General features: G+C 72.1%; 23 protein-coding genes. 22 read left to right on the top strand and 1 reads right to left on the bottom strand.

Going from position 1 to position 24,679, the window contains the following annotated elements:
• The first annotated feature begins 12 nt into the window (after positions 1 to 12).
• From CLV67_RS32610 to CLV67_RS32595, 4 genes are all read left to right on the top strand, one after another.
• Positions 13 to 2,526, top strand: a complete 2,514-nt coding sequence (locus tag CLV67_RS32610) for a caspase family protein (RefSeq protein WP_106325327.1) — start codon at positions 13 to 15, stop codon at positions 2,524 to 2,526.
• Between the two features lie 27 nt (positions 2,527 to 2,553).
• Positions 2,554 to 2,778 (top strand): hypothetical protein, encoded by a 225-nt coding sequence (locus CLV67_RS32605; RefSeq protein ID WP_106325325.1) that lies wholly within the window; start codon positions 2,554 to 2,556, stop codon positions 2,776 to 2,778.
• A 231-nt stretch (positions 2,779 to 3,009) separates the two neighbouring features.
• Positions 3,010 to 4,032, top strand: coding sequence for a hypothetical protein (locus tag CLV67_RS32600; protein ID WP_106325323.1), 1,023 nt, complete (start codon positions 3,010 to 3,012; stop codon positions 4,030 to 4,032).
• A 275-nt stretch (positions 4,033 to 4,307) separates the two neighbouring features.
• Positions 4,308 to 5,438: a hypothetical protein gene (locus CLV67_RS32595; RefSeq protein ID WP_203737650.1), complete on the top strand. Its 1,131-nt coding sequence runs from the start codon at positions 4,308 to 4,310 to the stop codon at positions 5,436 to 5,438.
• A gap of 47 nt (positions 5,439 to 5,485) precedes the next feature.
• On the opposite strand, the gene CLV67_RS32590 is transcribed toward CLV67_RS32595, so the two are convergent.
• Positions 5,486 to 5,698, bottom strand: coding sequence for a hypothetical protein (locus CLV67_RS32590; protein WP_106325321.1), 213 nt, complete (start codon positions 5,696 to 5,698; stop codon positions 5,486 to 5,488).
• A gap of 182 nt (positions 5,699 to 5,880) precedes the next feature.
• Between CLV67_RS32590 and CLV67_RS32585 the strand changes: the two genes are divergently transcribed.
• The 18 genes from CLV67_RS32585 (at position 5,881) to CLV67_RS32500 (ending at position 24,549) form a co-directional block, all read left to right on the top strand.
• Entirely contained in the window at positions 5,881 to 6,663 is a 783-nt protein-coding gene (locus CLV67_RS32585; RefSeq protein WP_106325319.1) for a hypothetical protein, read from the top strand.
• Entirely contained in the window at positions 6,660 to 7,412 is a 753-nt protein-coding gene (locus tag CLV67_RS32580; RefSeq protein ID WP_106325317.1) for a hypothetical protein, read from the top strand. Before CLV67_RS32585 ends, CLV67_RS32580 begins: the two co-directional genes overlap by 4 nt.
• A 62-nt stretch (positions 7,413 to 7,474) precedes the next feature.
• Entirely contained in the window at positions 7,475 to 7,864 is a 390-nt protein-coding gene (locus tag CLV67_RS32575; protein WP_106325315.1) for a hypothetical protein, read from the top strand.
• Positions 7,861 to 8,832, top strand: coding sequence for a hypothetical protein (locus CLV67_RS32570; RefSeq protein WP_106325313.1), 972 nt, complete (start codon positions 7,861 to 7,863; stop codon positions 8,830 to 8,832). Before CLV67_RS32575 ends, CLV67_RS32570 begins: the two co-directional genes overlap by 4 nt.
• Positions 8,829 to 10,004, top strand: coding sequence for an OmpA family protein (locus tag CLV67_RS52830; protein WP_106325311.1), 1,176 nt, complete (start codon positions 8,829 to 8,831; stop codon positions 10,002 to 10,004). The genes CLV67_RS32570 and CLV67_RS52830 overlap by 4 nt, the downstream gene beginning before the upstream one ends.
• Before the next feature lie 7 nt (positions 10,005 to 10,011).
• Positions 10,012 to 12,249: a serine/threonine-protein kinase gene (locus CLV67_RS32560; RefSeq protein WP_106325309.1), complete on the top strand. Its 2,238-nt coding sequence runs from the start codon at positions 10,012 to 10,014 to the stop codon at positions 12,247 to 12,249.
• 32 nt (positions 12,250 to 12,281) lie between these two features.
• Complete coding sequence (locus CLV67_RS32555) at positions 12,282 to 13,547, top strand: hypothetical protein (RefSeq protein WP_146169371.1); 1,266 nt, start codon at positions 12,282 to 12,284, stop codon at positions 13,545 to 13,547.
• Positions 13,547 to 15,514 (top strand): AAA family ATPase, encoded by a 1,968-nt coding sequence (locus CLV67_RS32550; RefSeq protein ID WP_106325305.1) that lies wholly within the window; start codon positions 13,547 to 13,549, stop codon positions 15,512 to 15,514. The genes CLV67_RS32555 and CLV67_RS32550 overlap by 1 nt, the downstream gene beginning before the upstream one ends.
• Positions 15,511 to 16,080, top strand: a complete 570-nt coding sequence (locus tag CLV67_RS32545) for an FHA domain-containing protein (protein ID WP_170154081.1) — start codon at positions 15,511 to 15,513, stop codon at positions 16,078 to 16,080. The genes CLV67_RS32550 and CLV67_RS32545 overlap by 4 nt, the downstream gene beginning before the upstream one ends.
• Entirely contained in the window at positions 16,080 to 17,252 is a 1,173-nt protein-coding gene (locus tag CLV67_RS32540; RefSeq protein WP_106325301.1) for a hypothetical protein, read from the top strand. Before CLV67_RS32545 ends, CLV67_RS32540 begins: the two co-directional genes overlap by 1 nt.
• The gene (locus CLV67_RS32535) at positions 17,249 to 17,965 is read left to right on the top strand and encodes a 4Fe-4S single cluster domain-containing protein (RefSeq protein WP_106325299.1); all 717 of its coding nucleotides are present in this window, start codon (positions 17,249 to 17,251) and stop codon (positions 17,963 to 17,965) included. Before CLV67_RS32540 ends, CLV67_RS32535 begins: the two co-directional genes overlap by 4 nt.
• A complete protein-coding gene (locus CLV67_RS32530) occupies positions 17,962 to 18,192 on the top strand; it encodes a hypothetical protein (RefSeq protein WP_106325297.1) in 231 nt (76 codons plus the stop codon). Before CLV67_RS32535 ends, CLV67_RS32530 begins: the two co-directional genes overlap by 4 nt.
• A 17-nt stretch (positions 18,193 to 18,209) precedes the next feature.
• Complete coding sequence (locus CLV67_RS32525) at positions 18,210 to 19,862, top strand: ThiF family adenylyltransferase (protein WP_106325295.1); 1,653 nt, start codon at positions 18,210 to 18,212, stop codon at positions 19,860 to 19,862.
• Positions 19,859 to 20,284, top strand: coding sequence for a hypothetical protein (locus CLV67_RS32520; RefSeq protein ID WP_106325293.1), 426 nt, complete (start codon positions 19,859 to 19,861; stop codon positions 20,282 to 20,284). Before CLV67_RS32525 ends, CLV67_RS32520 begins: the two co-directional genes overlap by 4 nt.
• A gap of 1 nt (position 20,285) precedes the next feature.
• Positions 20,286 to 20,759, top strand: coding sequence for a hypothetical protein (locus tag CLV67_RS32515; protein WP_106325291.1), 474 nt, complete (start codon positions 20,286 to 20,288; stop codon positions 20,757 to 20,759).
• Entirely contained in the window at positions 20,740 to 21,813 is a 1,074-nt protein-coding gene (locus CLV67_RS32510; protein ID WP_106325289.1) for an MPN domain-containing protein, read from the top strand. The genes CLV67_RS32515 and CLV67_RS32510 overlap by 20 nt, the downstream gene beginning before the upstream one ends.
• Positions 21,797 to 22,465 carry a Mov34/MPN/PAD-1 family protein gene (locus tag CLV67_RS32505; protein ID WP_106325287.1) on the top strand — a complete coding sequence of 223 codons (669 nt, stop codon included), beginning with the start codon at positions 21,797 to 21,799 and terminating at the stop codon, positions 22,463 to 22,465. The genes CLV67_RS32510 and CLV67_RS32505 overlap by 17 nt, the downstream gene beginning before the upstream one ends.
• Entirely contained in the window at positions 22,462 to 24,549 is a 2,088-nt protein-coding gene (locus CLV67_RS32500) for an AAA family ATPase (RefSeq protein WP_106325285.1), read from the top strand. Before CLV67_RS32505 ends, CLV67_RS32500 begins: the two co-directional genes overlap by 4 nt.
• The last annotated feature ends 130 nt before the right edge of the window (positions 24,550 to 24,679 follow it).

The following is a 24,679-nucleotide window of genomic DNA, read 5'->3' as shown; positions in this document are numbered from 1 at the left end:
TCAGAGGTGGGCATGACTCGAAAAGCTCTCCTGATCGGTGCGCAGACCAACGGCCTCGCCGGTGTGCTCAACGACGTCGAGGCGATGGCGCAGACACTGGAGCCCCGCGGGTTCCAGGTCACCCGGCTGGTCACGCCGGACGCCACTCGGGCGGGCATCCTCGACGTGTACGAGAAACTCATCGCGGACGCCCGCCAGGACGATGCGTATGTCGTCTACTGGAGCGGGCATGGCGGCCGATTCGTGGACCCGGCCGGACCGGACCAGCAGTTCCTCGTGCCGGACGACTACCACGACTCCAGCGAGGACGACTTCCGTGGCATCACCGGCGTCGAGCTCTCCATCCTGCTCGCACGGCTCACCAAGGTCGCCCTCAACACCACCGTCGTGCTCGACTGCTGCCATGCCGCGCACATGTCCCGGCAGACCGCCTTGCGAGTCAAGTCGCTGCTGCGGCCCGCGCCCTTTCTCCCGGCGTACGCCACAGTCGAGCGTCACGTCGCCCGGCTGGTCGAGGCGGGCCTGCCGGTGGACCAGCGTGCTCTGATCAGCAACCCGCACGCGGTCCGCGTGGTCGCCTGCTCGCCGTCCGAGTCGGCGTGGGAGGGCTCCAACCGCGACGGGGTGGAGATGGGGCTGTTCACCGACGCGCTGACCCGGGCGTTGCGTGAAGCGCACGGCGTACGGATCAACTGGGCGACGCTGCTCGACGCCGTCCGGCGCGACGTGCAGGATCTTCAACCTGTGCAGCGGCCGGAGGCGGAGGGGCCGTCCGGCCGCCCGCCGTTCGAGACGGCCGACCTGGAACCGGCGAGCACGCTGCCGGTCGCGGTCGCCGGCCCCGAGCGGGTGCACGTGCTCGGCGCTCCCTTGCTGGGCGTCCAACCGGGCGACGAGTTCACGATCATGCCGGCCGGCGCGGCTGGACCGCTGGACGGTCCATCGATCGGCACAGCGACGGTGGACCGGCTGCTGCCCACCGCCGCGGCGGCCCGGCTGCGGCTCAGCGGACCCGTCACGAACGAATCCGCCGTGCCGCCGGACGCCCGCGCTCACCTCACCCGCACGGCGGCGCCGGCGCTGCCGGTGCGGCTTCCGGAGGACACCCCGGTGGTCGAGGAGCTGGTTCGGGCCGTCGCACTGCGCCCGCTGCTGCGGCCCGAGGCCGACGCCGTCATCGGGGTGGCCGTGGATGCCTCGGGCGGGCTGGTGGTGTGGGATGGAATCGGTCCGCTGCACGCGCCGTACCCCGCGACGGCCCTCGGCATCAGCTCCATCATGGACAACCTTCAACGGATAGCCCAGGCGACCGCGTTGCGGCGCCTGAGCGGCGATCCGCAGCGGCCGCTCCGGCACGGTGTGGAGGTCGAGTGGGGCCGGGTGCGTGACGGGTGGGAGGAGCCACTGCCGATCTCCGGAGCGATGCTCTTCGCCGACGACGAGGAACGCATCTACATCCGGCTGCACAACAGTGGCGACCAGGCGATGTTCGTCTCCCTCCTCGACATCGGCATCTCGTCCCGGATCGCGGTGCTGACCGAGGCCGACCCGAGCGGCATCCGCCTCGCCGCGGGTGCGACCTACACACACGGGTGGGACGCGGATCGGCGGCTCCTGAGCGGCGTCCCGGTGACCTGGCCCGAGACGGTCGACACCGCGGTCGCGCGGCCGGAGACGGTGATCGCGTTGATCAGCGACGGGCCGGTCGACGTCAGCGTGCTGCGCCAGCAGGGCGTGCGTACCGTGACCGGGCTGCGCGGCGGCGAGTCGGACCTGGAAAGCCTGCTCACCCGGATCGCCTGCGGCGCCAGCCGTGAGGTTGGCGATGCCCCACCCAGCAAAGTCAGGTACGCCGTCCAGCCGATCGACTTCTCCGTGAGCCCGACCCGGCCACCGACCCCTGAGCAGCCCCGGTTCCTGGTGGACGACCGGCCCGAGCAGGCGATCAGACTGCTGTCGCCGCGCGGCGTGGCGCCGGGCAGGGCCGCTGTCCGCATCGCGGAGCTGATCGTCCACCGCAACCGGGCGCTCGGCGGCGCCGACATCCGGGTGGACGCGATGGTGCTGACCGGTGGGGCCGGTGACTCGCCGGTCTACCGCGCCGAGACGATGCGGTTCAGCAACGTCCGCGACGGCGAGCGGCTCCCGATGGACAACGCGCTGATCTACCACGGGCCCGCGGTGGACTTCCTCGACATCGCCGTCTGGGTCTCCCGCGACACGAGCGGCAGCCTTGCGCTCAGCACGCTGCTCGAGCAGAGGTTCACCAGCCCGGAGGTGCAGGCCGCCGGGGCCCAGATGGCCCAACTGGCCCTGACCGCGCCGCAGGCCGCACTCGCGGTGGCCGTCGCCGGCGCCGGCGCGGTGCTGGTGAACACGGCATACGAACTGCTCACCGGAGTGGTGGGCCAGAGCATCGGGCTCTACCGGACTTCGCTGCTGGCTCAGGAGCAGTTCGGGGTCGGCCGCCACGAGCGGCACCCGCAGGACTTCACCTTCACGTTCACGGTCGAAGACGTGGCCTGACGGCCCATCAACACAGGGAGAGAAGACATGACCAAGAAGCTCATCATCGGAGACCAGGAGTGGGGCATCGCTGACGCGGACGCGGAAGGCGTCGTCCGGCTGGTCCGGGAAGCCATGCTCAACGGCACGTCGGTGGAGCTGAGCCTCTATGACCCGGACGGGCACAGCGTCATCGTGTTCCTCAACGGCGCGGCGACGTCCGCCGTGGTGCTGGACCTGACCAAGGGCCCTCGTCCCAGCCAGATGTCCTGACGGTCGATACGTACGCGGCGGCGCTGCGCCGCCGCGTACGTACTTTCCCGTACCGGCGCCGCGAACCGTTCCGGCAAACCAGCCGATGCCAAATCATCGATGAAGAGTCGGATCCGCACCCGGTTGGCACCGGTGACACCCCCTTGAACGGCGCGGCGCCTCTGCCGCGCTGATCCCGCATGCCTCCGGTCGGTACGCCGACGGCAACGTCGACATCGACAGGAGTATGCCGTGGCCGACAACAGGCCGTTCGCCGCGACGGACGAGGTCCGCCGGCTGGCCAGCGAGGGATCGCTCGCGGAGGAGTTCCGGAACGCTGCGCCCGACCGGCAGCGCTGGTTGCGCGCGGGCGGTGGAGAGATCGCCGGGTCGCTGCTCTTTCTCCGGCTGACCAGACCCGTCGAGCGCAAGCGCGGCCACCACCGGTGCGCCGCCGGCCTGCGTCAGCTGGCCCCTGATTGCCTGGACCGCTTCCACGACGACCTCGATGCGGTCCTCACCCACCTGTTCACCTACGCGGACGAGCCCATCGACAACCTCGAAGGGTGGCTCACCACACGCCTGCGCCGGGCCACCGTGGACGGCCATCGCCGCCGCCGGGGCGAGGCGGGGGCGCTCCAGCGACCTCGGGTGCCGGTCTGGCTCGCCGGCGCGCTGGACCACGACGCCTGGCGCGTCGAGCTGGCCACGGCGATTCTCGAGTGGGCCGGCAACACCGCCACGGCAGGGGCCTGGCTGTGGCCGCTGAGCGCCTGGGTCACGCGCCGGGCCACTCGTACCGGCGACCACACGGCCGGTGAGACGGTGGTCGCCCGTGAGATCGAGATCGTCCTGACCGCGATGCGACGGCGTCCCGCCTGGTACGACAAGAACGTCGAACGCCCGCTCGGTCGTAAGCGGGCGCCGGTATGGTTCCCGTCCCGTAATCCCGACGGCACTCACGCCGAACCGGATCCTCTGGTGATTGCGCCACACGAGCGGATCGACGGGTTGCTGAGGCAGTTGGCGGCCCGCGCGATAGAGGTCATGGAGCAGCGCATCACGCGGGGTGAGGATCCCGCCGTCGTGGTTGCTGACGTGCTTCGAAAGGTCTTCGGAGACGTGCCGGCCGCGTACGGCGCGGACGTGGCGCCAGGCACCGGTGAGGCCGGGCCGGACCAGGTCCTCGTCCTGATCGACGACCCGGACCGGATGGACCGGATCACCGCCACGGTGATCGAGCTCATCAGCGGGAACCGTCCGCCGGGTTCGTAGGAGCGGCGCCGGGCGCCCGGCATCCATTTTGGACCAGTCGATACTGACCGATCGGCCCGCTTCGATTGACCGGACATGACCGGCCACGAGCGCCGATCGTCCGCGACATGTTCCGACCTTCGTGCGCAAAGGACAGACGAAGCGGTGTAACCCGCGATGCGGCCTGGAGCACCGGCCCGGCTTACGCCAAGCTTCAACCATCGATCGCCGGTCACCTTCACCGACGTTTCGAGCGCTGAACCGGTTCGCTACTCGAACATCGGAAGGAGCCGTCGGTGGGGGCTTCCCAAGGGCGAGCGATACGTTCGGAAATCGGCCAGGTCAGCGGGGTACAGCGGACCCCGAACAGTCCACCCGGCAACCTGTACGCGTCGCGGTCAGCCCGAAACCGGCCGGACGGTACGGCCGGGACCGGGCGCCTGCGCCGGCTGGCTTCCGAAGGGCGTCTCGCCCAGGCGGCCGCCGACGCCCGCGGGTATGACCGGCAGCAGCTGACCAGCGCGGCCTACGAGCTGGTGTGGCCGCTCGTGTTCAACCGCCTGACCCGGCGCCTCGAACAGCAGCGGGGACACGCCGCTTGTGCCGCCGGGGTGGCAGAGCTCGCCGACGAGTGCCTGGACCGGTTCCACGACGACGTCGAGGCCGTGGTCGAAGATCTCCTCGTCCATGCCCGGAAGCCGATCCAGAACCTGGATGCCTGGGTGACGACCCGGCTCGGCGCGGCCACGGTGAACGCGCACCGGCGGCGGCGTGGTGTCCGCGGAGCACTGCAGCGCCCGCGGCTGCCGGTCTGGCTGATCGACGAGCTGGGCGACGATCGGTGGCTGCGGACTCTGGCCACGAACATCCTGGTCTGGGTCGGGGTCACCGACACGGCCGGCGCCGAGGTGTGGCCGCTGGACTCGTGGGCGCAGGAGCGGGCCGGCATTCTCGGCGACTGGCCGGGCAGCGACCGGATCACCGTCGAGCGAGAGATCACGCAGGTGCTGCGCGCCATGCAGGTCCGCCCGTCCTGGTACGAGTCGTTCGTGGAACGGCCGCTGGGGACCAAACGGGCGCCGGTGGCCCCGATGGTGGCGAACGTGTACGGCGAACCGGCCAACCCGCTGGTTCTCGGCGCCCCCGACGACCCCGTGGAGGCGGAGCTGGTCCGGCTGGCCCAGGCCGCGGTCCGTGCCATCGGCCTGCGGGTCACCGCCGGTGAGGAGGCCGGTCCCACGGTCGTCGAGGTGATCGGGACGGTCTTCGGTGGCCTGTCCACCGGTACGCTCGACCGGGCACCGCACGGCGCCCACGACCCGCTCGAGGGCGTGAGTGGAGCGCTCGCTGACCAGCGACGGGTCGAGCGGATCGTACGCACGGTGCAGTCGATCATCGACGAACACCCCGGAACGGACGCCGGGTGAGGAGACTCTCGCGTACCTGTGGACGGGAGTGATCGCGCCTCCACCCGTCAGCGTTCCCGGCCGAATCCGCTGCCCTCGTCGCCCCGATCCTCCGCGGCGATCCGGCGAGCCGGCGCCTCCAATGCCCGGCGACGGCCGGCCGCGTCCTGTTCCACCACCGCCCGGGACGCGCCACGATCGATCGCATGGCGGTACGCCTCCCGCAGCTCGTCCTCCAGGAGTCGCCGGATCCGGTCGCGCTGCTCGAGCGTCAGATCCATGAGACCGGCCGACCCTGATACGGCCCCGTCGCGAAATCGTGGTTCAGCCACCGATGGTGCGCCCTCGGACCCGATGGTGGCACGACGGATGCCTCTGTGGTCATTGCGGTCTCCTCCGGTCGTGACGCCTGGATATCCGGGTCTGGCGGACGGCGCCTCGAGGCTGTCCGTCAGAGAACAGCGTGAGGGAGACGATTCTGGTCAGTGTCGTCGTCGCGGTCGTGGTCGCTTCGTTCTGGACGGTCCGGCGGCGACGCCGGCTGCACCGACGGCTGGCCGAGGAGTCGGTGGCGGCGATGGCCCGCTGCCTGGACGGCGGACCCACCCCGGTGATGAAAGTGCTGCGAGATTCCGCCATGAGCCTCGCCGACCAGCACCGGGTGGCGAGGCGGGTGGACGACGAGGTCCGGCCGTACCTGGGCAAGGGACGGGCTGAGGCCCGGCCCGGTGACCGTGTCGCGGCAGCCGTGCATGAGCTGCGTGCGGCTGCGAGCCTGCGCGGAGACCCGGTACCGGAGACCGCCGTACCCTGCCCCGCCTCAGGACCGGTTCCGGACCTCGACTCCACGCCGGAGCTGGCCGAGGCGTACCGGGCCCTGCTGGTCACCGTCCGGGGCCGGATCCGGCAGGCCGGACTGATCGTGCTGATGGCGGACGCCCTCGGCGTCGCCGACGAGGAGATCCGGGGCCGGCTCGCCGACTCGCTGCGCGACGCCGAGACGGCCCGGCAGGCCGGTGAGGCACAGGCGAACGCCGGCGGGCTGGTCGCCGCCGTCCACACGCTCGCGCACATCGACACGCCGATCCCGGACGACGGCGTTCCGGGCGAAGCCACCCGGCGCGACATGGAACGGCACACGGCACTGCTGCGTGAGATCGCCGAGGTGCACCAGGCGCAACTGCTCGGATGGCTGACCGACGCGGGAGCACGGTGCGCGCGACAGAAGGGTGGGACGGCGGTATGAGGTGGGGCAGGGGCACGAGGAACGGGAGCGGGACGGAGCTGATCGCATACCGGCCCGAGGACCGCCGGGCCGACACCCGGCACGGGCAGCGGGACGGGCGCAAGCGGATCCCGTCGTTCACCACGCTGGCCGAGCAGGCGGAGGCGGCGGCGCGGATCAGCACGCCGTACCAGGACGAGCTGACGCACACCGGCGCGTACGAGATCAGCGAGCAGTATGGGCTCTTCGTCGATCGTGCGAACGGGTTGCGGGACCAGGTCGCCCGGCTCCGCGCCGCGCTCGTCACCGACCTGGAGTCGATCGAGCGGGGCAGGGAGGCCCTGACCGCCGCTGAAGCCCCGCTCACCGAGGACGAGCTGCAGCCGCGCAGCCCGCACGAGCTGCCGATCGCCGGGACCCCGGCGCTGCACGGGCGTCGCGCCACCATGCGTGAGCAGCGGATCGCGGCCGCCCGGCAGGAGCTGGACCGGCGGCGGTCCGCGGCCGACGAACGCCGCCAGGCGATCAGCGCGGCGAATGCCCGTATCGATCAGGAGTTCGCCCAGACACAGGCGCGAGCGCGGCGGCTGGCCGACTACTACGTGCTGCGGATCGCCGCCTACTGGGACGCGGTGGTACAGACCCACCCCGACGGGCGCAGCCTCTCGTCCCTGCTGCCGGCGGTGTCCCTGCGGCTGCCGCCGTGGGTCGACGGGACCTGCCAGGACGGCGTCATCACGGTGCCCGAGCCCATGGAGGTGACCCGGTGAGGATCTCGCTGGTCCCGAGGTGGATGCGGAGGCGGCCGATGCCCGGCGCCCTCAGGAGGGTCATGCGCGAGCTCGAGCAGCTGTCCCGGACCGACTTGACCGTCGATCTGCAGCACATTGAACAGGCACTGATGGAGCTGATCGCCCGGCACGCCCGGGACATGAGCGACGATCAGCTGCGAGAGGCCGTCGAGGACTACATCGTGAACTCGATGAACGAGATGCGGACCGGCCAGCGCATCCGGCACCGGGCGGCCCAGGACCGGTTCGACCGGCTCGAGGTGATGGTCCGGCCGTACCTGGAGGAGACCGGCACGCTCGCCCGTGACCGGCACAACCGCCTGTCACACATGGACGCCGCGGTCACCCACGCGCTGGACCAGCTCAGCGACCCGGAGACGCCGATCTACGACCCCCGAGACCCCGAACCGCCGAGGGAGCCACGGCCATGACCCACCCCGCCGGCGGCGCCGCCCGGCTCAGCCGCCGCGTCATCCACGGCGAACTCTCTCAGATCGCCGGCCGTTCCTGGTCGCACGCCCTGTTCTGGCTGGTGCTGGCACTGGCCGCGGGCGTCGACGTGGTCACGTTCTACCAGGTGCTGATCCTGGTGCTGAACGTTCCGGAAGAGCTGGTGATCGTCGCCGTGGCCGGGTTCGCCGCGGTGGCGCTCACCCTGGCCCACTACACCGGCCTGCAGGCGCGGCAGGCGATCAACCCGCGCAACATCACCGGGTCGAGAACGCTGGCACTGCTGGCCGGCGGCACCTGGCTCGTGCTGGGAGTGACCGCGTTCGCCGTCCGGCTGGTCCTCGAACCGGCCATGAACGACGTGGGTACCTCCCAGATCGTCATCGACGGTGTACCCGCGCAGAACGTCGGCGGCCCGTCCGGGTCGGGGGAGTACCTCGGCGCGCTGCTCTTCCTCGCCCTCTACCTGGCTACCGGCGTGGTCACCGGGCTGGCCGGCTACTTCCGGCAGGATCCGGCGGCCCGTCAGTACGGCCGTGCGGTGGAGCTGCGATCCACGGCCGCCGAGAAGTATGCGCATTCCAACCGGGCGTACGCCGAGGCCGACCAGGTGTGGAAGGCCATCCAGCGAGCCCGGGATCGGCACGACGAGGCGATGGAGCACATGAACGGCCAGTTGGACGCGGCCGCCGGGCGGCTCCGGGCGGAGGCGCAGGTGGTCATCGCCCAGACCCGGGCAGCCCCGCTCGGCCGGGCACGCCCGCTCGGCCAGCTGTACGGGGCGGCCGCCCCCGACCCCGGCGAGACGACGCAGAGGGTCATGCCCGGCCCCGGTGGTCTGCCGCGGCCACGCGAAGCAGAGCCCGAAAACCCACCGCCACCGGGGGAGGCCGACGGCCCGCCACGGCCCCCGCGTGCGGACACCGATGAACCCGAGGAGGCACAGTGAGATACCGGATCGGCCGCGTGCTGGCGGCCTCAACGATGGCTGCCACCTCGCTCTTCAGCTGCGGGGACGACGACGGATTCCCTCCGGAGCCGGTGGCGATAGCCTGCCCGACCGAGTCCGGCAAGGCCGTCACACTGGTGGTCGGCGCCCGGGCCAACAGCCCGGCGCCCAAGCTGCCGGCCGAGATCGAGGGCCTTGTTCGCGAGGCCGCCAAGCAGCGGCAGAAGGTCCAGGTGATACGCGTCGACGGGGAGCCGTCCGTCGCGATGACCGCCATCTTCAAGACCAACGGCAACAACGACACCATCCGCAACGGGGACCTCACCAACTTCGTGACGCAGGTCAGCGGTCTGGTCACCCAGTTGCAGCCGAAGAAGCCGCAGGCCGACGTGCTCGCCGCGCTCACCCTGGCCGGCCGCAGCACCCCCAAGGGCGGGACGGTGGTGCTGATGGACTCCGGAATCCCGACCACCGGACCGCTGAGCTACAAGAACTCGGAGATGTTCGCCGCCGAGCCGGAGGAGGTCACCGAATTCCTCGGCTCGGAGAAGCTGATGCCGGACCTCGCCGACCTGTCGGTGGTGCTGGCCGGGGTGGGCGACACCGCGGATCCGCAGACGGTTCTCCCGGAGAACTACCACAAACAGGTCACCGCGCTGTGGACGGAACTGGCCGAGGAGGCGGACGCGGAGTGCGTGCACACGTTGGGCGCGGCATCCGGGCGGACCGCGGTGCCGACCTCGGTACCGGTCGACGTGGTGACACTGCCGAAGCCCCCGGTGTTCCGGGAGTGCGGGACCACCGTGCTGGCCAACAGCAGCCCGGTCGGGTTCGTCGTCGACGAGGCCGAGTTCCGTGACCCGAAAGCCGCCGAGAACACGCTCCGGCTGCTGGCCCGGCAGGTGGCCGGGCAGTCGCAACGGATCGAGCTGACCGGGACCACGTCCAGCGAGGGCAGCGTCACGAGTAACCAGGACCTCTCTGAACGCCGGGCCGCAGCGGTCAAGAAGGTGCTCATCGGCCTCGGAGTGGAGGGCTCACGGATCACCGCGACCGGAGCCGGTGAGCAATGGCCGGGCCGGGTGCGGGACACCACCGCGGACGGCACGCTGATCCCCGGCGCGGCCGCCAGGAACCGGTCGGTCGTCGTCAAGCTGACCTGCGACGGCTGACCCCCTGATGACCCAACCGGCCCACGACGAGCCCGCCACCGTCCTGGACCCCGGCCGCACCCGGCCGGAGGACGGCGACCTCACCCTGCTCGACCCCGGGCGCACCCGGCCGGTCGGTGGCGGGCCGGGCTTCCCGGAAGGACTGCCACCCGGTCTCGATGCCCGGTTCGTCGTCGTGCGCAGACTCGACCGCGGCGGCGCCGAAGCCGATCTGCACCTGGTCCAGGAACGGGCCACCGGGGCCGAACTGGTGCTCAAGCTCTACCGGGGGACGGGTGCCGATCAGCGGGTGCGCACCTTCCTGGCGGGCCGGGAGAGCCGGCACATCGTCACCGTGCTCGAGACCGGGACAACCGGCGCCCGCGGCTACGAGATCCAGGAACACCTGGCCGGTGGCAGCCTGGCCGAGCTGCGCCGGGCCCACCCCGCCGGACTCACGGCCGAGGTGCTCACCGGCCTGGTCGGCCAGGTCGCCGAGGGGCTCGCCGAGATGCACGCGAGCCACCTCGTGCACCGGGACGTGAAACCGGCGAACGTCCTGGTCCGTCGTCTGGTGCCGCTCGAGGTCGCGCTGATCGACTTCGGCCTCGTCATGTACGCGCCGGAAGAGACCTCGGCCGCTGACGGATCCGGAACCGTGCGGTACATGCCGCCCGAGTACATCAGCGGCCAGATGGTGTCGCCCGCCTTCGACTGGTGGTCGCTCGGCATGACCGTCCTCGAACTGGCCACCGGGGCACCGTTCCTGGAGGGCCTCGACGACACCATGCTGCGGATCGCGGTCACCGGCGGGCCGATCGGTACGCAGAGCGTGGTGGACCCGAGACTGCGGCTGCTGTGTCGCGGACTGCTCGCCCAGCAGATGGACGAACGGTGGGGCGCCGCCGAGGTCACCCGCTGGCTCGGCGGTGAGTCGCCGGAGGTGCCCGCCGGGTACGCCGCCCCGCCCGGCGCGGCCGAGGCCGAGGTCGAGAACGCCTACACCTTCGCCGATACCGCATACCGGAACCGGACCCTGCTCGCGGCGGCGATGACGGCGGGGTGGGAGCACACCGTACGCCTGCTGTACGGCACCGACCCGGAACCGTTGCGGACCCTGCGCGACTGGCTGCGCCAGTTCCCCGGCGGCGAGCATCCGGACGATCCCGGGGAGCCACCCGACGTACGGCTGCTTCGCCTGCTGCGGTCCATGGCACCGACGCTGCCGCCGATCCATCGCGGGGTGAACATCGCCCGGGGAACCTTGCCCGAACTGGCCCGTGGCGCTGTCGAGAACGACGGCAACCTGCCGGGGATCGTGCGTGACCTGTGGCGGCACCGGCTGCTGCCCCTGCTGGCCACCGCCCCCGCGGCACCGGGCCTGGCCGGCGGCGACGGACTCGACCGGGTGGACCGCGAGTGGCAGCAGCGAGTCGCCCGCTGGTCGCGGATGGCCGCCGGCATCGACGATCCGGGTGCGCGCGCGGTGCTGGAGAGCACCGACCGGGCGGTCCGGGCCCGGTTGACCGCGCGGCGCCGGGCGCTGAGCCTGTCGGCGGTGACCGCGGACGACGTGGCGGTGGCGGAGCTGCGCAGAACCGTACGGTCCGAAGCCCGCCGTTTCCGGCTGTCCTGGTTCACCCGGCTCGCCCAGGACCCGGAGGGCATGTGGCTGGCTCTGCTCCTGCGCGAACACGCCGAGACCCGTGCCGAACAGGAGATGGTCGCGGCTCAGCGCCGGGCGTGGCTGAGCCGTAACCGCCGCTTCCGGGAGTGGTCGCGGCGGCAGAACCGGCCCGTCGCGCTCTCCTGGGCGGTGGCCGGTGTCTTCCTGATGGTCAGCGTGTGCGCGCTGGTGACCGGCATCAGCGACCTGACCGGCATCGCCTCCGACGCCGCTGTCCTGGACGCCTGGGTGGCCACCGCCTTCGCCGCCGTGGCAGCGCTCACCGTGGAGGCGGTGCTGGCGTGGGAGATCGGTGGCCGGTTCCATCCGGCCTACTCGACGCTCGGCACCGCGTTCACCGCACTCGGCCGGGCGGCCCGCTCCCTCGCCGGCCGGGGACTCGCCATGGCGGTGTTCGCGCTGGTGGCGGTGGCGGTCGCGTTGGCCGCCCACCAGCCGGTGGTCAGCCCACTGGCGGCCGCCGCGGGGATCATCGGCTGGGCCGTTCCGCGGTACATGCGCTGGCGCTCCGATCAGGAACGGGAGCGGGGCGAAGCCGACCGTGGGGCGAGTGAGCTGCTCGCGAACCGTACTGCCTGACCCTGTCCGTCAGTCTCCGGTGAGGAGGGACGATGAGTTCTGGTGGGATTGTGATGCTGCCGGTGGCAGTGGTGCTCGCTGCGGGAGCCGCGGTGGTGCTCACGGCGGCCGCGGCCGCGGCCCTGACCGTCTGGGCCGCGAACCGCGCCGCCGAGGCGGCGCTGAACGCGCTGGGCCGGGTCGGTGACGGGTTCGAGGCGGAAGCCACCCGGCAGGAGCAGGCGGCGATCGCGGCGCTGCGCTGGCCGCAGGTCGTGGCCGAGGCGGTGGAGCGGAACGCGCGGATCCGGATGCTGTCCGTACGGGCCGGGCGGGCCGGGGTCACGGTCACGCTGCCGGCACCACTGGATCTGGCAGGCCGTACCGAGCAGGAGGTCGTCGCGTGGCTCACCCAGGCGGACGGCCTGCTGCGCTTCGCCGACGAGGCGCTCACCGCGGGGTGCGCCGCCAAGGAAGGTGAACGGCTCGCCGAGCTGCTGCCGGCCTCGGTGACCCGGCTGCCGGACACCGCGGTCGCGCTCGAGCGGCTCCAGGAGACGCTGCGCAGCAGGCACACCGCGCCGGTGCTGCCGCGTCCGGCGGCGCTGGACGTGAGTGCCGTCCTGCGCACCCTCGACCCGGACGCCAACGAGGAGGACCGGATCGCCGTGCTGCGCGTGGCGGTGCTCGCCGAGCGAGCCGAGCCCCGTGAGGCCCGGATGTACGACCGTCAGCTCCGGCTCGACGTCGCCGCCGCCAACGACCGGGCGGCCGGCCGCCGGCTCGCCGCCACGATGAGCGCCGCCCTGGAGGACCCGATCGTGGCCACCACCCCTCCGCCGGGGCCGTACAGCGGCACCGCGGCCCGGCTCGGCGCGGTGATCGCCGGCGACGCGGAGCTCACCCCGGACCTGCTGACCGAGGCCGCCGGTGCGGTCCGCTGGGCGGAGACCGTGGTGCGGGCGAGCTACCTGCGCGAGACCGTCAGCCAGTGCCTGGCTCAGCAGGGGTACACGGTCGACACCGCACCCGGGGGACTCCGGCTGACCCGCGAGGACTGGTACGAGCATTCCGCCGAGGTCTGGGTCGATCAGGACGGTGTGCTGAACGGCCGGGTCGTCCGGGAGAACGACGTCGACGGCGATCAGGCGGAAGCCGGGGACCGCGCCCGCTGCGACGAATTCAACGACGCGCTCTCCGAGGTGGGTGACCGCCTGCACGCCGAGGTGGCGGTGGATCGGAACCACCGCCCGCAACGGCGGGCCCGGTCCGCTCCGGACACCACTCGTATCCAGACCCAGCGCCGGAGGCAGGCCTGATGACCGCACCGATCCTGCCCGGATTCCCGGCGTTCGCCGAGGAGATGGCCGGTACGCTCGCCGTGCATTCGCAGTTCGTGCTGCACGGCAACCTGCGCGACCTGTTCCTGGTGCAGCCGCCCGGGGCGAAGGCCCGTCCGGTGCCGATGCTGTCGCTGCTGTGGGCCGCACTCGCTCCGCGCGGTTACTCGAGTCTCATCTGCTACGACCCGGTCGACGGCGTCACCGTCCACCCGGATCAGCCGGCCGCCACGGAGGCCGCTCAGCGGCTGCTGGGCCACCGGGTCATCGGCCGTCGTCCCGGACTGAGCCGGCTGCGGTCCCACCTCGCGAAGGTCGTCGGCGCCCCGGAGCAGCCGCCCCTGGAGAGCACCGCCGACACGGCCGTGCGGGCGGAGACCGGGCCGGATCCCCGTCAGCCGTCGCCGGCGCGACGGGCCACCACGGTGAAACCACCGGCCCGGGCCGCGTTCGTCATCGACTACGCGGCCCGGATCACCCGGGTGCCCGGCCAGCTCGACCCGGATGAGCGCGACTTCTTCCTCTACTGCCAGAAACTGGCGTTCACCGCGGTGCCGTTCGAGGCCGGGCCGGTGCCGGGCGAGCGGTTCAACCCGGTGATCTGGCTCGTCGACGGGGAACGCGATCTGCCGGCCTGGTTGACCGCGGGTGTCGACCCGATCCGGACCATCGCCGTCGGCATGCCGACCCTGGGTGATCGGGAGCGTCTCGCCGAGGTGATCACCCCGTCGTTGCCGACGGGCACGGCCACCGGCGCGGACGGGATCCCGGCCGAGTTCGCCAAGCTGACCGAGGGTCTGACCCTGCGGGCGATGGTCGAGGTGGTCCGGCTTGCCCGGGACCGCGACATCCCGGCGGAACGATTGGCCGACGCGGTCCGGGCGTACAAACTCGGCGTCACCGACAACCCGTGGCGCCATGACAGCGTCAAGAAGCACATCACCGAGGGCGAGAGGGTGATCGCCCGGCGGATCGTCGGCCAGGACCGGGCCACCGGCAAGACCCTCGACATCCTCAAGCGCGCCGCGCTGGGTCTCTCCGGCGCCCAGGCGACGAGCACGGTGTCGCGGCCCAAGGGCGTGCTGTTCTTCGCCGGGCCGACCGGTGTCGGCAAGACCGAGATGGCCAAGCAGATCGCCGAGCTGTTGTTCGGTGACGTCGACGCGTACCTGCGTTTCGACATGAGCGAGTTCCAGGCCGACCACGCGGCGGAACGGCTGACCGGTGCGCCGCCGGGTTACGTCGGCTTCGAGGCGGGCGGCGAGCTCACCGGCGCGGTCCGGCGCAATCCGTTCCAGGTGGTGCTCTTCGACGAGATCGAGAAGGCCGGCAAGCCGGTCCTGGACAAGTTCCTGCAGATCCTCGAGGACGGCCGGCTCACCGACGGGCAGGGCATCACCACGCACTTCTCCGAGTGCGTGCTGATCTTCACGTCGAACCTCGGCATCGTCACCACCGACCCGGTGACCGGGGAGCGGCGGCAGCGGGTCCATCCGGGCATGGCGTACCCGGATCTCGAGGCGACCGTGAAGGAGGCCGTGCGCGAGCACTTCACAGTCACGCTGGGCCGTCCCGAGCTGCTCAACCGGCTCGGCGACAACATCGTCGTCTTCGACTTCATCAGCCCGGAAGCGGCCGCCCGGATCTTCGCCCTGCAGTTGTCCAACATCATCCGCGCGGTCGAGCGGGAGCTGCAGCTGTCGCTGAGCCTCACCGCGGAGGCCACTGCGCAGCTGCGCACGTCGTGCACCGCCGATCTCGCCAACGGCGGCCGGGGCATCGGCAACCGGCTCGAGAGTAATCTGATCAACCCACTCGCCCGTACGCTGTTCGAGCTGGACGCGCCGCCCGGCTCCTCGGTGGAGATCACGGCGGTGCACCCGGGCAGCGACGCCGCGGCACCGTCGGTGCGGGCGAACGTGGTGCCGCCGGGGTGGTCGCGGTGAGCCAGGTGTGCCCGCGGTGCGGCCTGGAGCCCCTCTACGACGACACCGAGGCGGTGTGTCCAATACACATCCTCGCCCTGGAACCGTACGTGGCGGCGCGCGCTGATGCCGGCCGCCCGCCCGAGCCGGATCTGGCGGAGCCGGAGCCGGAGCCGGAAGACACTGCGCTGAGCTGCTGGAACTGCGGCACCGAGGTGCCGCATCCCAGCAACGTGGAGTGCCTCGAGCCGGCGTGCCGCCGACCCCTGACCCCGCCGGCACTGGTCATCCGGTTCGCGGACGGTCAGGTCGAGGTCGCCCGGGGTACGCGCGCCGAGCTCGGCCGCTCCGGCCGGTACGTCGGCCTGTTCCGTGCGTACCCCAACGTCTCCCGGCGTCATGCCGTCGTCGGCGCCGACCCCGACGGCCGCGCCTGGATCGAGCCGGTACCCACCCCGAACGGCACCTTCCTCGACGGCAGCGAACTCCCGGCCTCCGAACGCACGCCGCTGCGGTCCAACACCCGGGTCCGGTTCGCGCTGCACGCCGAGGGCACCGTGACCGTCCACTCCCGGAGGGGCGACTGATGTCCCTGCTCCAGCGCATGCTTGCGCGGTGGTGGTCGCTGTGGGCGATCGCCCGCGGGGTCGACGTGACGCGGCTCGCCCCGCTGCCGCCACCCAAGGTCGACCCGGGGCTGCCGGCGGACGAACTGATCGCCGAGGCCGACGCCCGCGGGGTTCGGGACGCGCAGGCGTCGATGTACAGCGCGTGGTCGTTCGGCGGCCCCGGCGAGGAACGGGCGGAGAAACACGATCCCGTGTACGTACGCCAGCTGCGCGACCGTCGCGAGGCGGCGATCGAGTCGCTCCGCGCCGCCCAGAACGAGACCCACGACCGGATCGCGCAAGCCCGTGAGCGGCGTGACGAGTTCCAGAACCAGATGGACGACGCCCGGACCCGGATGTCCGGGCTGGCGGTCCGGGACGCGCTCGCCGAGGCCCGGGCCCTCGCCGACCACGACGACGTTCTCGACCCGGTCGAGCAGCCGGACGACGGCGACCGTACGCCCTGGGAGGGCGAGAGCACACCGCTGCGCCTGTCCTGGCGCCTGCTGATCCTGGTGGTGCTGACGGCAGCCCAGGCGATCGTGCAGTACGCCGTCTTCGTCGAGGTTCTCGGCAGCACCCCGGACCGGAACGGCCTGATCCGCTGGATGACCGTGCTCACCTCCGCCGTGGTCGTCCTCGGACCGTTCCTCTCCGGGACCCTGCTGCGCAGCCGAGGCGCCACCGGTGGCGAGCGGCGCGGCTGGTACGCGGCCGCGGTCCTCGTCGCCAGCTGGCTCGTCGTGATCGTCGTGTTCGGCCTGGTCCGCGGCCAGGTGCTGCAGGACGGCGCGGGCCGGCCCGGGCAAGCGCACGTCACCCCGCTCACCGTCGTCCTGATGTTCGTGGCGCTGATGCTGGTGGTCGGTGCGATGGCGTTCATGCTCGGGCTGGCCAGGCGACATCCCTTCCAGGAGGCGTACGTCCGCAGCCGTACCCGCCGTGACAGGTTCGAGCTGATCATGCGCACGATCGCGACCCGGCTGAATCCGGCCTGGGTGGAGCAGCCGGACGGCTCGCAGGAGCGCGCGATCCGCGAGGCGTACGCCGCGGCCGAGGAGGCGTACTTCGCGGCGCTCGCGCGTACCGTCGGCGATCCGGTCTTCACCGAGGCCGTCCAACATCGCCGGGGCCTGCGGACCCGGCCGTGACCGGCCCGGTGCTGCGGGTCAGCCGCAGCCACTTCCCGGTCACCGCGCTGGGACCCGGCACCCGCCTGGGCATCTGGCTGCAGGGTTGCCCGCTGGCCTGCCCGGGCTGCATGTCCCTGGACACCTGGGACCCGGCCGGCGGCCACGCGGTCCCCGTGGACGAGTTGGCCGCACGGTGGCGCGACGCCGCCCGCCGCGGTGCCACCGGGCTGACCGTCAGCGGTGGCGAGCCGCTGACCCAGCCCGAACCGCTCGTCGCGCTGCTCGACGCCGTGCACCGCTCCCGCGGCGAGACGCCGATCGAGCCGGACATCCTGATGTTCACCGGTTACTCACCGGAGGAACTCGACGATCGGCAGCGGGAGGCCGCCTCGTACGCGGACGTCCTGATCACCGGCCGGTACGAGGCCGCTCGCCCGACCCGGCTCGCCTGGCGCGGCTCGGCGAACCAGCGCATGGTCGTCCAGTCCGATCTCGGGCGCCGCCGCTACGCGCCCTACCTCGACCTGGAGCCGGAACGACCCGCGCTGCAGGTGATGGCCGACGGCGACGGGGTCTGGATCGTCGGGGTGCCGCTGCGGGGCACCCTTCCGCGGCTGGAGCGGGAGCTGCGTCATCACGGGCTGGACCCGGAAGCGGTCACCTGGCGGCCTGTCCGTCAGTACAGGGCGACCCGAAAAGGATCGGGCCGTGAGGACGGAGAGACTCCATGACCACAGTGAACTTCCGCAACGCCCTGACCGACAGCTACCAGCAGGTCGAGGTCCAGCCCGGGCAGACCGTGCAGCAGGCGGTGGAGGCCAGTGGGCTCATCGCGGCCGGCAACCGGTTCAGCGTCCGGGACAAGGACGGCCAGGTCGTCGACAACCGCGACGCCACCGAGTTCGCCGGCCGTACCCTCTCGGTCGGGCTCCAGGGCGACGACGTCGTCGGCGGCTGATCGGCGTGGAGCGGTACATGCGGCAGCAGGGGCTCGTCGTCCAGGACGTGCTCGCCGATGCGGAGATAGCCGTGACCGGCACCGGGCCGGCTGTCACGTACCTCCTGCAGTGCCTGGCGATGCTCGGCACGGCCACCCGGCACGGCCGCCTGCACCTGCGGGTGACCGACCGGAAGGCGACGCACGACGACCTGGCGGGACAGTTCCTCCTGCGGCCTGAGGACCTGGACGAGCCGCTCGGTGCGGCCCTCGTGCGCCGGGTCGGCGACATCGACCCGGCGGTGAACATCTCGGTGGATCACGCCGTACCGCCCGGTGTCCTGACCGTGGCCGTGCCCGCGGCGGGGGAGCCGAGCGGGAATGCCGACATCTGGGGCCGAGTCGGTGCGAGCACCGTCGAGATCGGGCCCGGGCCAGTTCCCGCGGCGGGTGAACCGGCGCCGGCCAACGCGCTGACTCCGGCGCTGGCCTGTGTCTGCGGCGGACTGCTGGCGCAGGCCGTCCTCAACCGGCTGGGTGCGCTGATCACCGGCCCCGCCGTGCTGTCGGGCTGGATCGAGGAGCGGCTCTGGCTGCGTCATCCCGGTATCGGACGCGACGCGCGGGCCACTCGTCTGGAAGCGCCCGTCCTGAGTGGTGTCCTGGCCGCTCCGGACTTCCGGATCCTGCACGACGGCGAGCCGGTGGAGACCCGGATCACCACGGTCGTCGACGACGACAACGTGGTGGTCAGCCTGCCGCGCCGCCCGGCGCCGGCCGGCACCGCCACCACCGTCCGGCCGATCCGGCGGATCGGTGCACCGGTGCGCCCGCTGACATGGACGCCGTTCGCCGCGTCCGGCGCCGCCGTGCCGGACCGGATGCCCGCGTCCCGGGTGGTGATGTGCGGTGCCGGTGCGCTCGGCGGCTGGGCCGGGGCGGTCCTGGCCGCTACCCCGGCCGACGGGCTCGACCTGTGCGTCGTCGACATGGACGGTGAGGTCGAACGGCACAACCTCAACCGCCAGGTGCTCTACACCGGCGCGGACATCGGGCGGCCCAAGGCTCATCGGGCCGTCGAACGGCTGGCCGAGATCAATCCGTCGGCCGAGCTGCGCGGGATCCAGACGGTGATCGACGTGCACAGCCGGGACCAGCTGCTCGGCGACGAGGTGATGCTCGGCGACGACCCGGCGGTGGCCGCGCAGCGTGCCCGGATCGACGAGCTCGGCGCGGCGCTGAGGGCTGCCGACGCGGTGCTCTCCTGTCCCGACAACCAGCGCACCCGCTGGGTGCTCAACCACCTCACCGAACGGCTCGGCATTCCGCTGGTGAACGGTGCGGTGGACGGCTTCGTCGGCCGGGTGCACGTGTGCGATCCCGGTGACTCCGGCCGCTGCCTGGTCTGCTGGCTGGGCCGGGCGGTCGCCCGGGATCCGAAGCGGCAGTCGTGCACCGACACCACCGGCCCGGCGCCGGTCCCGTCGATCGTGACCAGCGCAGCGATCGTCGGCGGAGTGCAGGCGGCGACGCTGATCGCCGAGCTGACCGGCAACGCCGCGGCCGTCGCGCGTTTCCACGCATTCGACGGCGCCGAGGGTGACCTGACCGGTTACCGCGCCGCGGGCCGGGATGCCGCCGAATGCCCCGCTCACCTGTTCCTGGACACGACCGCCGAGGAGCCGAGATGACCATCCTGCAAGGCAGCGACGACTTCCGCCGGGCCACCGGCATGTTCCCCAGCCTGGTTCCGCTCGCGACGGCGGGCAACGAGATCACCGCCATCGCGGTGACCATCGGCGGCATCTCCGGAGGGACGAAGCACGACCGAGCTCCGGTCAACTACCGGATCCTGGCCTCGGTCCGCGGCCTGGCGACCGAGCTGCCCGAGATCTGGATCGCGCTGCCCGAGAACCGGCAGATCCGGCACATGAACGTCTTCCCGCCCAGCGCGGTCTGCCCGTTCACCGGCGGCCGGCTGCCGACCCTCTGCTGGGGCAGCACCGGCGTCGCGTGGCGCAACACCCCCGCCCCGCATCGGCGACTGGCGAACCTGCTGGAAGCGGTCCGCCAGGTTCTCGCGGACGCCAATCCGAACAGCCGGGCCCGATGAGATGGGAGTCACCGATGCGGCGGTGCAGCGGCTCGCCGCGGGCGGGTTTCCCGACATCGGGGTGATCGCCCGTGGCGTCACCCCGCCGCCGCAGCGGTACGGCCGGGCCCCGGCAGAGCCGCCCGGACCGGTGAGGGCGGTACGCCTGACCCTCACCGGCATCCGGGGCGGACGTGGCCCGGACCGGCTGGACCGGTGCTCGTACCTGCTCATCCTCGACGTCACGAACCTGGCCGGGGACATCCCGCCCACCTGGGTGCGCTCCCCGGCCGACCGTGACATCCGGCACGTCAACATCTGGCCGGGCACTCAGAGCCACTGTCCGTGGGCCGGCGGCGGACTGCCCAGCCTGTGCTGGCACACCTTCTCGTCGGGGTGGCTGCAGGCGCCGCCGTCACACCGGACGCTCGGCAACGCCCTGGAGTACGCCAAGCAACTCCTCAATACGGAGAACCATGTCAGTCCAGCCCGATAGCCACGCCTGGCCGCGAGCGGTCGGCATCCTCGTCTGGTCCGTCTACTTCCTCGCACTCGCCGCAACGTTCCTGGTCGCCGGCTACCGCGGCGACCGGGGCACCCAGCAGGCCGCAGCCTGGGGCCTGGCCGCCGCCGTGGCCGTCGTCGTCATCGGTCTGCCGGCGCTGACGGCGACCTGGACCCAGGTGGACCCGGCCGGGTTGCGGCTGGCGTACCTGCTGGTCCTGCTCGGCTCCACCCTGCTGATCATCATGTCGATGAGTCTCACCATGGCCCGGCACCCGGCCGGCGCCTGGGTGCTGGTGCCACCGCTCGTCGCGAGCCCGGTGGCCGGGTGGCTCATGAACCGCGCCGGGTCACGGCCGCGCCGGCGACGCTGGGGCAGGGTGAAGGAACGCCTGCGGCGCAGGCCGCCGGCTCTGCTGAGCACGGGCTGGGAACACCGGCTCGAGCGCAGCGGTCTCGCGGTGGCGCTGGAAGCCGGTTTCTGGGCGGACGCCCGCAGGAACCTCGACCCCGAGTCTCACGAACAGGGCGGTGTCGCGCTGATCGCGCGAGCCGGGACGACCATGCTGGTGCTCGGCGCCGTCTTCCCGCCGCAGCGCCGCGCCAATGCCGTGGCCTGCGAGTTCCCGGCCGCCGAGGTGGACCGGGTACGCCAGGCGATCAACACGGTCGGTCCGGACATCGGCGTCGTCCGCGGAACGATCAAGGTGACCTGGGTGCACACCCACCCCCGGCTGGGAGTGTTCCTGTCCGGCACCGATGTGGCCACGTCGCAGATGTGGCGTGGTCTCGACCCCGACTTCACCCCGATCGTCATCGACATCAGCCGGGACGCGCTGCCCGAGGCGATCGGCGTGTTCGACGGCGACGGCCGGCAGATCCAGCCGATGAGCACCGCACCCGGGATGATCCATCCCGGGGCCGCGGCGCGGCTGCGGGCGGCACTCGCCGCGGCGTACGACGACGCGGGTACCGCCGCGCCGGTGATCCTGCTCGGCGACATCGCGGAGCCGGCCCGCGGGAGGTCCCATGTCCACCGTCGTTGAGCGCTACCACGTCAAATTCGCTCCCGGACTGGCGCGGATCCTGATCGAGTTCCTCCGTCAGCCGGAGCCGGTGGAGCGGGGCGGGGTGCTGCTCGGCCGCCGCGGCGGTGCCAAGATCCACGTGGCGCTCGCGGTCTTCCCGCCCCAACTTGCCCACGCGGCCGGTCACTGCGCGTTCGACGTCTCCTCGATCGAGTACCTGCGGAACGCGACGAGCACCTTCGACGGCGACGAGATGCGGCCGGTCGAGAAGATCGTCGGCTGGGTACACACCCACCCGCGACACGGGCTCTTCCTCTCCGGGACCGACGTGACCACCTTCGCCACCTGGACCCAGCTGGATCCGGCGGCGGTGGCGGTGGTGATCGACCCGTACCTGCCGGACCCCGACCTCGACCGGATCGGGTGGTGGGCCGCCCCGGACGAGGACGAGGCGGCAGTGGAAGGCCCGCGGATGACCGGTCGTCGTCCGGTCGCCGAGGCTTCCCCGGCCGACCCCGACACCCTCAGCTGGGAAGGCTCGGCCCGGCTCGCCGCCGCCGTCGTCGAGGAGGGCAACGGCGGACGCTGGGAGCTGGTCAGCGCCTCCGGTGTGCACACCGTCTTCCCCAGCCCCCAGATCGCCACGGAGGAATCGGAGGAATCAGCATGACCGCCGCCACTGTGCAGAGTGCCGGGACCGACACCATCTACGGCAGCTGTTTCGCGAGCATCCCCGGCCTGGCGGCGGGCAGCCCGCTGCGGATCGAGTCGCGGAACGCCGCGATCTTCTGCCGGGCCGCGTGGGACCTCAACAACCGGCTCACCCAGCCGGACCGGGTGATGCTGGACCGTTGGCAGTACGCCGCCCTGGGCATCGCGGACGGCGACCGGGTCGAGGTGGACCGGATCGACACGGCCCAGGTGGCGGTGGCCGATTCCGTCGAGCTGGAGCTCGCCAGCTGGACCGGGCCCAGCCTGGACGAGCGGGCCGGGCTCACCGAGTTCCTCCGCAACGGGCACTACCTGCTCCATCCCGGGCTGCGGTTCGTCTATCACCCGCTGGGCACCGAAAGCAGCGGGGAATTCGTGGTTCTGGCGGTACGGGCCGGTGGCGTACCGGTCGATGTGGCGTCGATCGGTGACGGCCTGGCGATCTCGGTGCGCCGCCCGGCCGGGTCGGCCCCGCACGCCCCGGGCTACGGCGACATCGGCGGCCATGAGCACGTCATCGCCCTGCTGCGCCGCGAGGTCGAACTGCCGCTGCGCCGGCCCGCCGATCTGACCGCCATCGGGGTCAACGCGCCCTCCGGCGTGCTGATCTACGGTCCGCCCGGCACCGGCAAGACGCTGCTCGCCCGTGCGGTCGCCGCCAACAGCGGTGCCCGGGTCACCCTGCTGAGCGGTCCGGCGCTGGCCGCGCAGCAACCGCCCGAGGCGGAGGCCGCGCTGCGGTCGGCGTTCGCGGCCGAGACCGGCCCGGCACACCTGGTCATCCTCGACGACATCGACTGGATCGCCGGTGACCGGTCGGCTCCCGGCCCGCAGTCACCGCTGCTCAGCGTGTTGCTGCAGCTGCTCGACGCGCCGAACCGGCCGGTGGTGATCGCGACGACCACCCGCCGGGACCACATCGATCCGGGCATCCGACGACTCGGCCGGATCGGGCATCAAGTCCCGGTGGCCGCGCCGAGCGAGGAGGAACGGCGGGCCGTGCTGACCGTGCACACCCGGTATCTGGCGCTCTCCTGCGGGGAGCCGGAGCGCACTGAGCTGATCACCGGGCTGGCTCGTCGTACCGCCGGTTTCGTCGGTGCGGACCTGGCGGCCCTCTGCGACGAGGCCGGGCGGGTCGCGCTGCGCCGGGTCTTCCCCGCCGAGGAACTGGAGTCCGAGCGGCCGGTCGCCCGGGCAGCCCTGCAGATCCAGCCGGACGACTGGGAGGAGGCGCTGACCCTGGTGTCGCCGTCGGCGATCGGCAGCGTGGTCTCCGAGGTCCCGGCCACCACGTTCGCGGACATCGCCGGGCTCGGCTCGATAGCCACCGAGCTGACCGAGCGGCTGATCCTGCCACTGTCCCGGCCGCAGGTCTTCGCGGAAGCGGGGCTCCGGATGGAGCGCGGGGTCCTGCTGTACGGCCCGCCCGGAACCGGCAAGACACTGCTGGCCCGGGCCGTGGCCCACGAGTGCGGAGCGCGGGTCATCGCGGTCCGCGGCCCGGAGTTGCTCACCAAGTGGTTCGGTGAGTCCGAGCAGGCCGTCCGTGACCTCTTCGAGCGGGCCCGCTCGGTGGCGCCGTGCGTGGTCTTCTTCGACGAGATCGAGGCGGTGGCCCGCCGGCGCGGGGGTACAGCCGACTCGGGAGCCGCCGACCGGGTGGTGAACCAGTTGCTCGCCGAGATGGACGGGCTCGTCGACCTCGGCCAGGTCTCGATAATCGGGGCGACCAACAACCCGGACGCCATCGACCCGGCCATCCTGCGACCCGGCCGCCTCGGCCTGCACATCGAGGTGCCACTGCCCGACCACGCGGGCCGCACCGAGCTGTTCGCGATGTACCTGCGCACGGAGGTACTGGCCGACCGGTACGAGTATTACGCGTCGATGACCGACGGCTGCTCCGCCGCGGAGGTGGCGATGATCGGAAGGGAGGCGCGCCTAGGAGCGTTGCGGCGTGTCGGTTTCGCCCACGCGGAGCCGATCGCCGACGAGGACGTCCTCGCCGGGATCCGCCGGCGGGTGCCGGGCGGTCCATGAGAACCCTGAAGTGTCGGTGCGCTGGACGGCGGTCAACGCCCCCGCTGCTGGACCAGAGGCGACGACTCTAATCCTGGCTTCAGGTTCGGCGGGGAGAATGAGCGGCAAAAGCATCGACGGGAAGGGGGCG

The organism is Actinoplanes italicus, from assembly GCF_003001815.1.
Lineage (GTDB): Bacteria > Actinomycetota > Actinomycetes > Mycobacteriales > Micromonosporaceae > Actinoplanes > Actinoplanes italicus.
Note: the sequence above shows the minus strand (reverse complement) of the source record. Positions and strands in the feature narration are given on the sequence as shown.

What these genes read in the sequence shown, in the direction of transcription:
- CLV67_RS32525 (WP_106325295.1), top strand. Translation starts at nt 18,210, where the DNA reads ATGCGGCAGCAGGGGCTCGTCGTCCAGGACGTGCTCGCCGATGCGGAG.
- CLV67_RS32575 (WP_106325315.1), top strand. Translation starts at nt 7,475, where the DNA reads ATGCGCGAGCTCGAGCAGCTGTCCCGGACCGACTTGACCGTCGATCTG.
- CLV67_RS32605 (WP_106325325.1), top strand. Translation starts at nt 2,554, where the DNA reads ATGACCAAGAAGCTCATCATCGGAGACCAGGAGTGGGGCATCGCTGAC.
- CLV67_RS32520 (WP_106325293.1), top strand. Translation starts at nt 19,859, where the DNA reads ATGACCATCCTGCAAGGCAGCGACGACTTCCGCCGGGCCACCGGCATG.
- CLV67_RS32505 (WP_106325287.1), top strand. Translation starts at nt 21,797, where the DNA reads ATGTCCACCGTCGTTGAGCGCTACCACGTCAAATTCGCTCCCGGACTG.
- CLV67_RS32510 (WP_106325289.1), top strand. Translation starts at nt 20,740, where the DNA reads ATGTCAGTCCAGCCCGATAGCCACGCCTGGCCGCGAGCGGTCGGCATC.
- CLV67_RS32500 (WP_106325285.1), top strand. Translation starts at nt 22,462, where the DNA reads ATGACCGCCGCCACTGTGCAGAGTGCCGGGACCGACACCATCTACGGC.
- CLV67_RS32515 (WP_106325291.1), top strand. Translation starts at nt 20,286, where the DNA reads ATGGGAGTCACCGATGCGGCGGTGCAGCGGCTCGCCGCGGGCGGGTTT.
- CLV67_RS32540 (WP_106325301.1), top strand. Translation starts at nt 16,080, where the DNA reads ATGTCCCTGCTCCAGCGCATGCTTGCGCGGTGGTGGTCGCTGTGGGCG.
- CLV67_RS32590 (WP_106325321.1), bottom strand. Translation starts at nt 5,698, where the DNA reads ATGGATCTGACGCTCGAGCAGCGCGACCGGATCCGGCGACTCCTGGAG.
- CLV67_RS32580 (WP_106325317.1), top strand. Translation starts at nt 6,660, where the DNA reads ATGAGGTGGGGCAGGGGCACGAGGAACGGGAGCGGGACGGAGCTGATC.
- CLV67_RS32560 (WP_106325309.1), top strand. Translation starts at nt 10,012, where the DNA reads ATGACCCAACCGGCCCACGACGAGCCCGCCACCGTCCTGGACCCCGGC.
- CLV67_RS32555 (WP_146169371.1), top strand. Translation starts at nt 12,282, where the DNA reads ATGAGTTCTGGTGGGATTGTGATGCTGCCGGTGGCAGTGGTGCTCGCT.
- CLV67_RS32550 (WP_106325305.1), top strand. Translation starts at nt 13,547, where the DNA reads ATGACCGCACCGATCCTGCCCGGATTCCCGGCGTTCGCCGAGGAGATG.
- CLV67_RS32570 (WP_106325313.1), top strand. Translation starts at nt 7,861, where the DNA reads ATGACCCACCCCGCCGGCGGCGCCGCCCGGCTCAGCCGCCGCGTCATC.
- CLV67_RS32610 (WP_106325327.1), top strand. Translation starts at nt 13, where the DNA reads ATGACTCGAAAAGCTCTCCTGATCGGTGCGCAGACCAACGGCCTCGCC.
- CLV67_RS32530 (WP_106325297.1), top strand. Translation starts at nt 17,962, where the DNA reads ATGACCACAGTGAACTTCCGCAACGCCCTGACCGACAGCTACCAGCAG.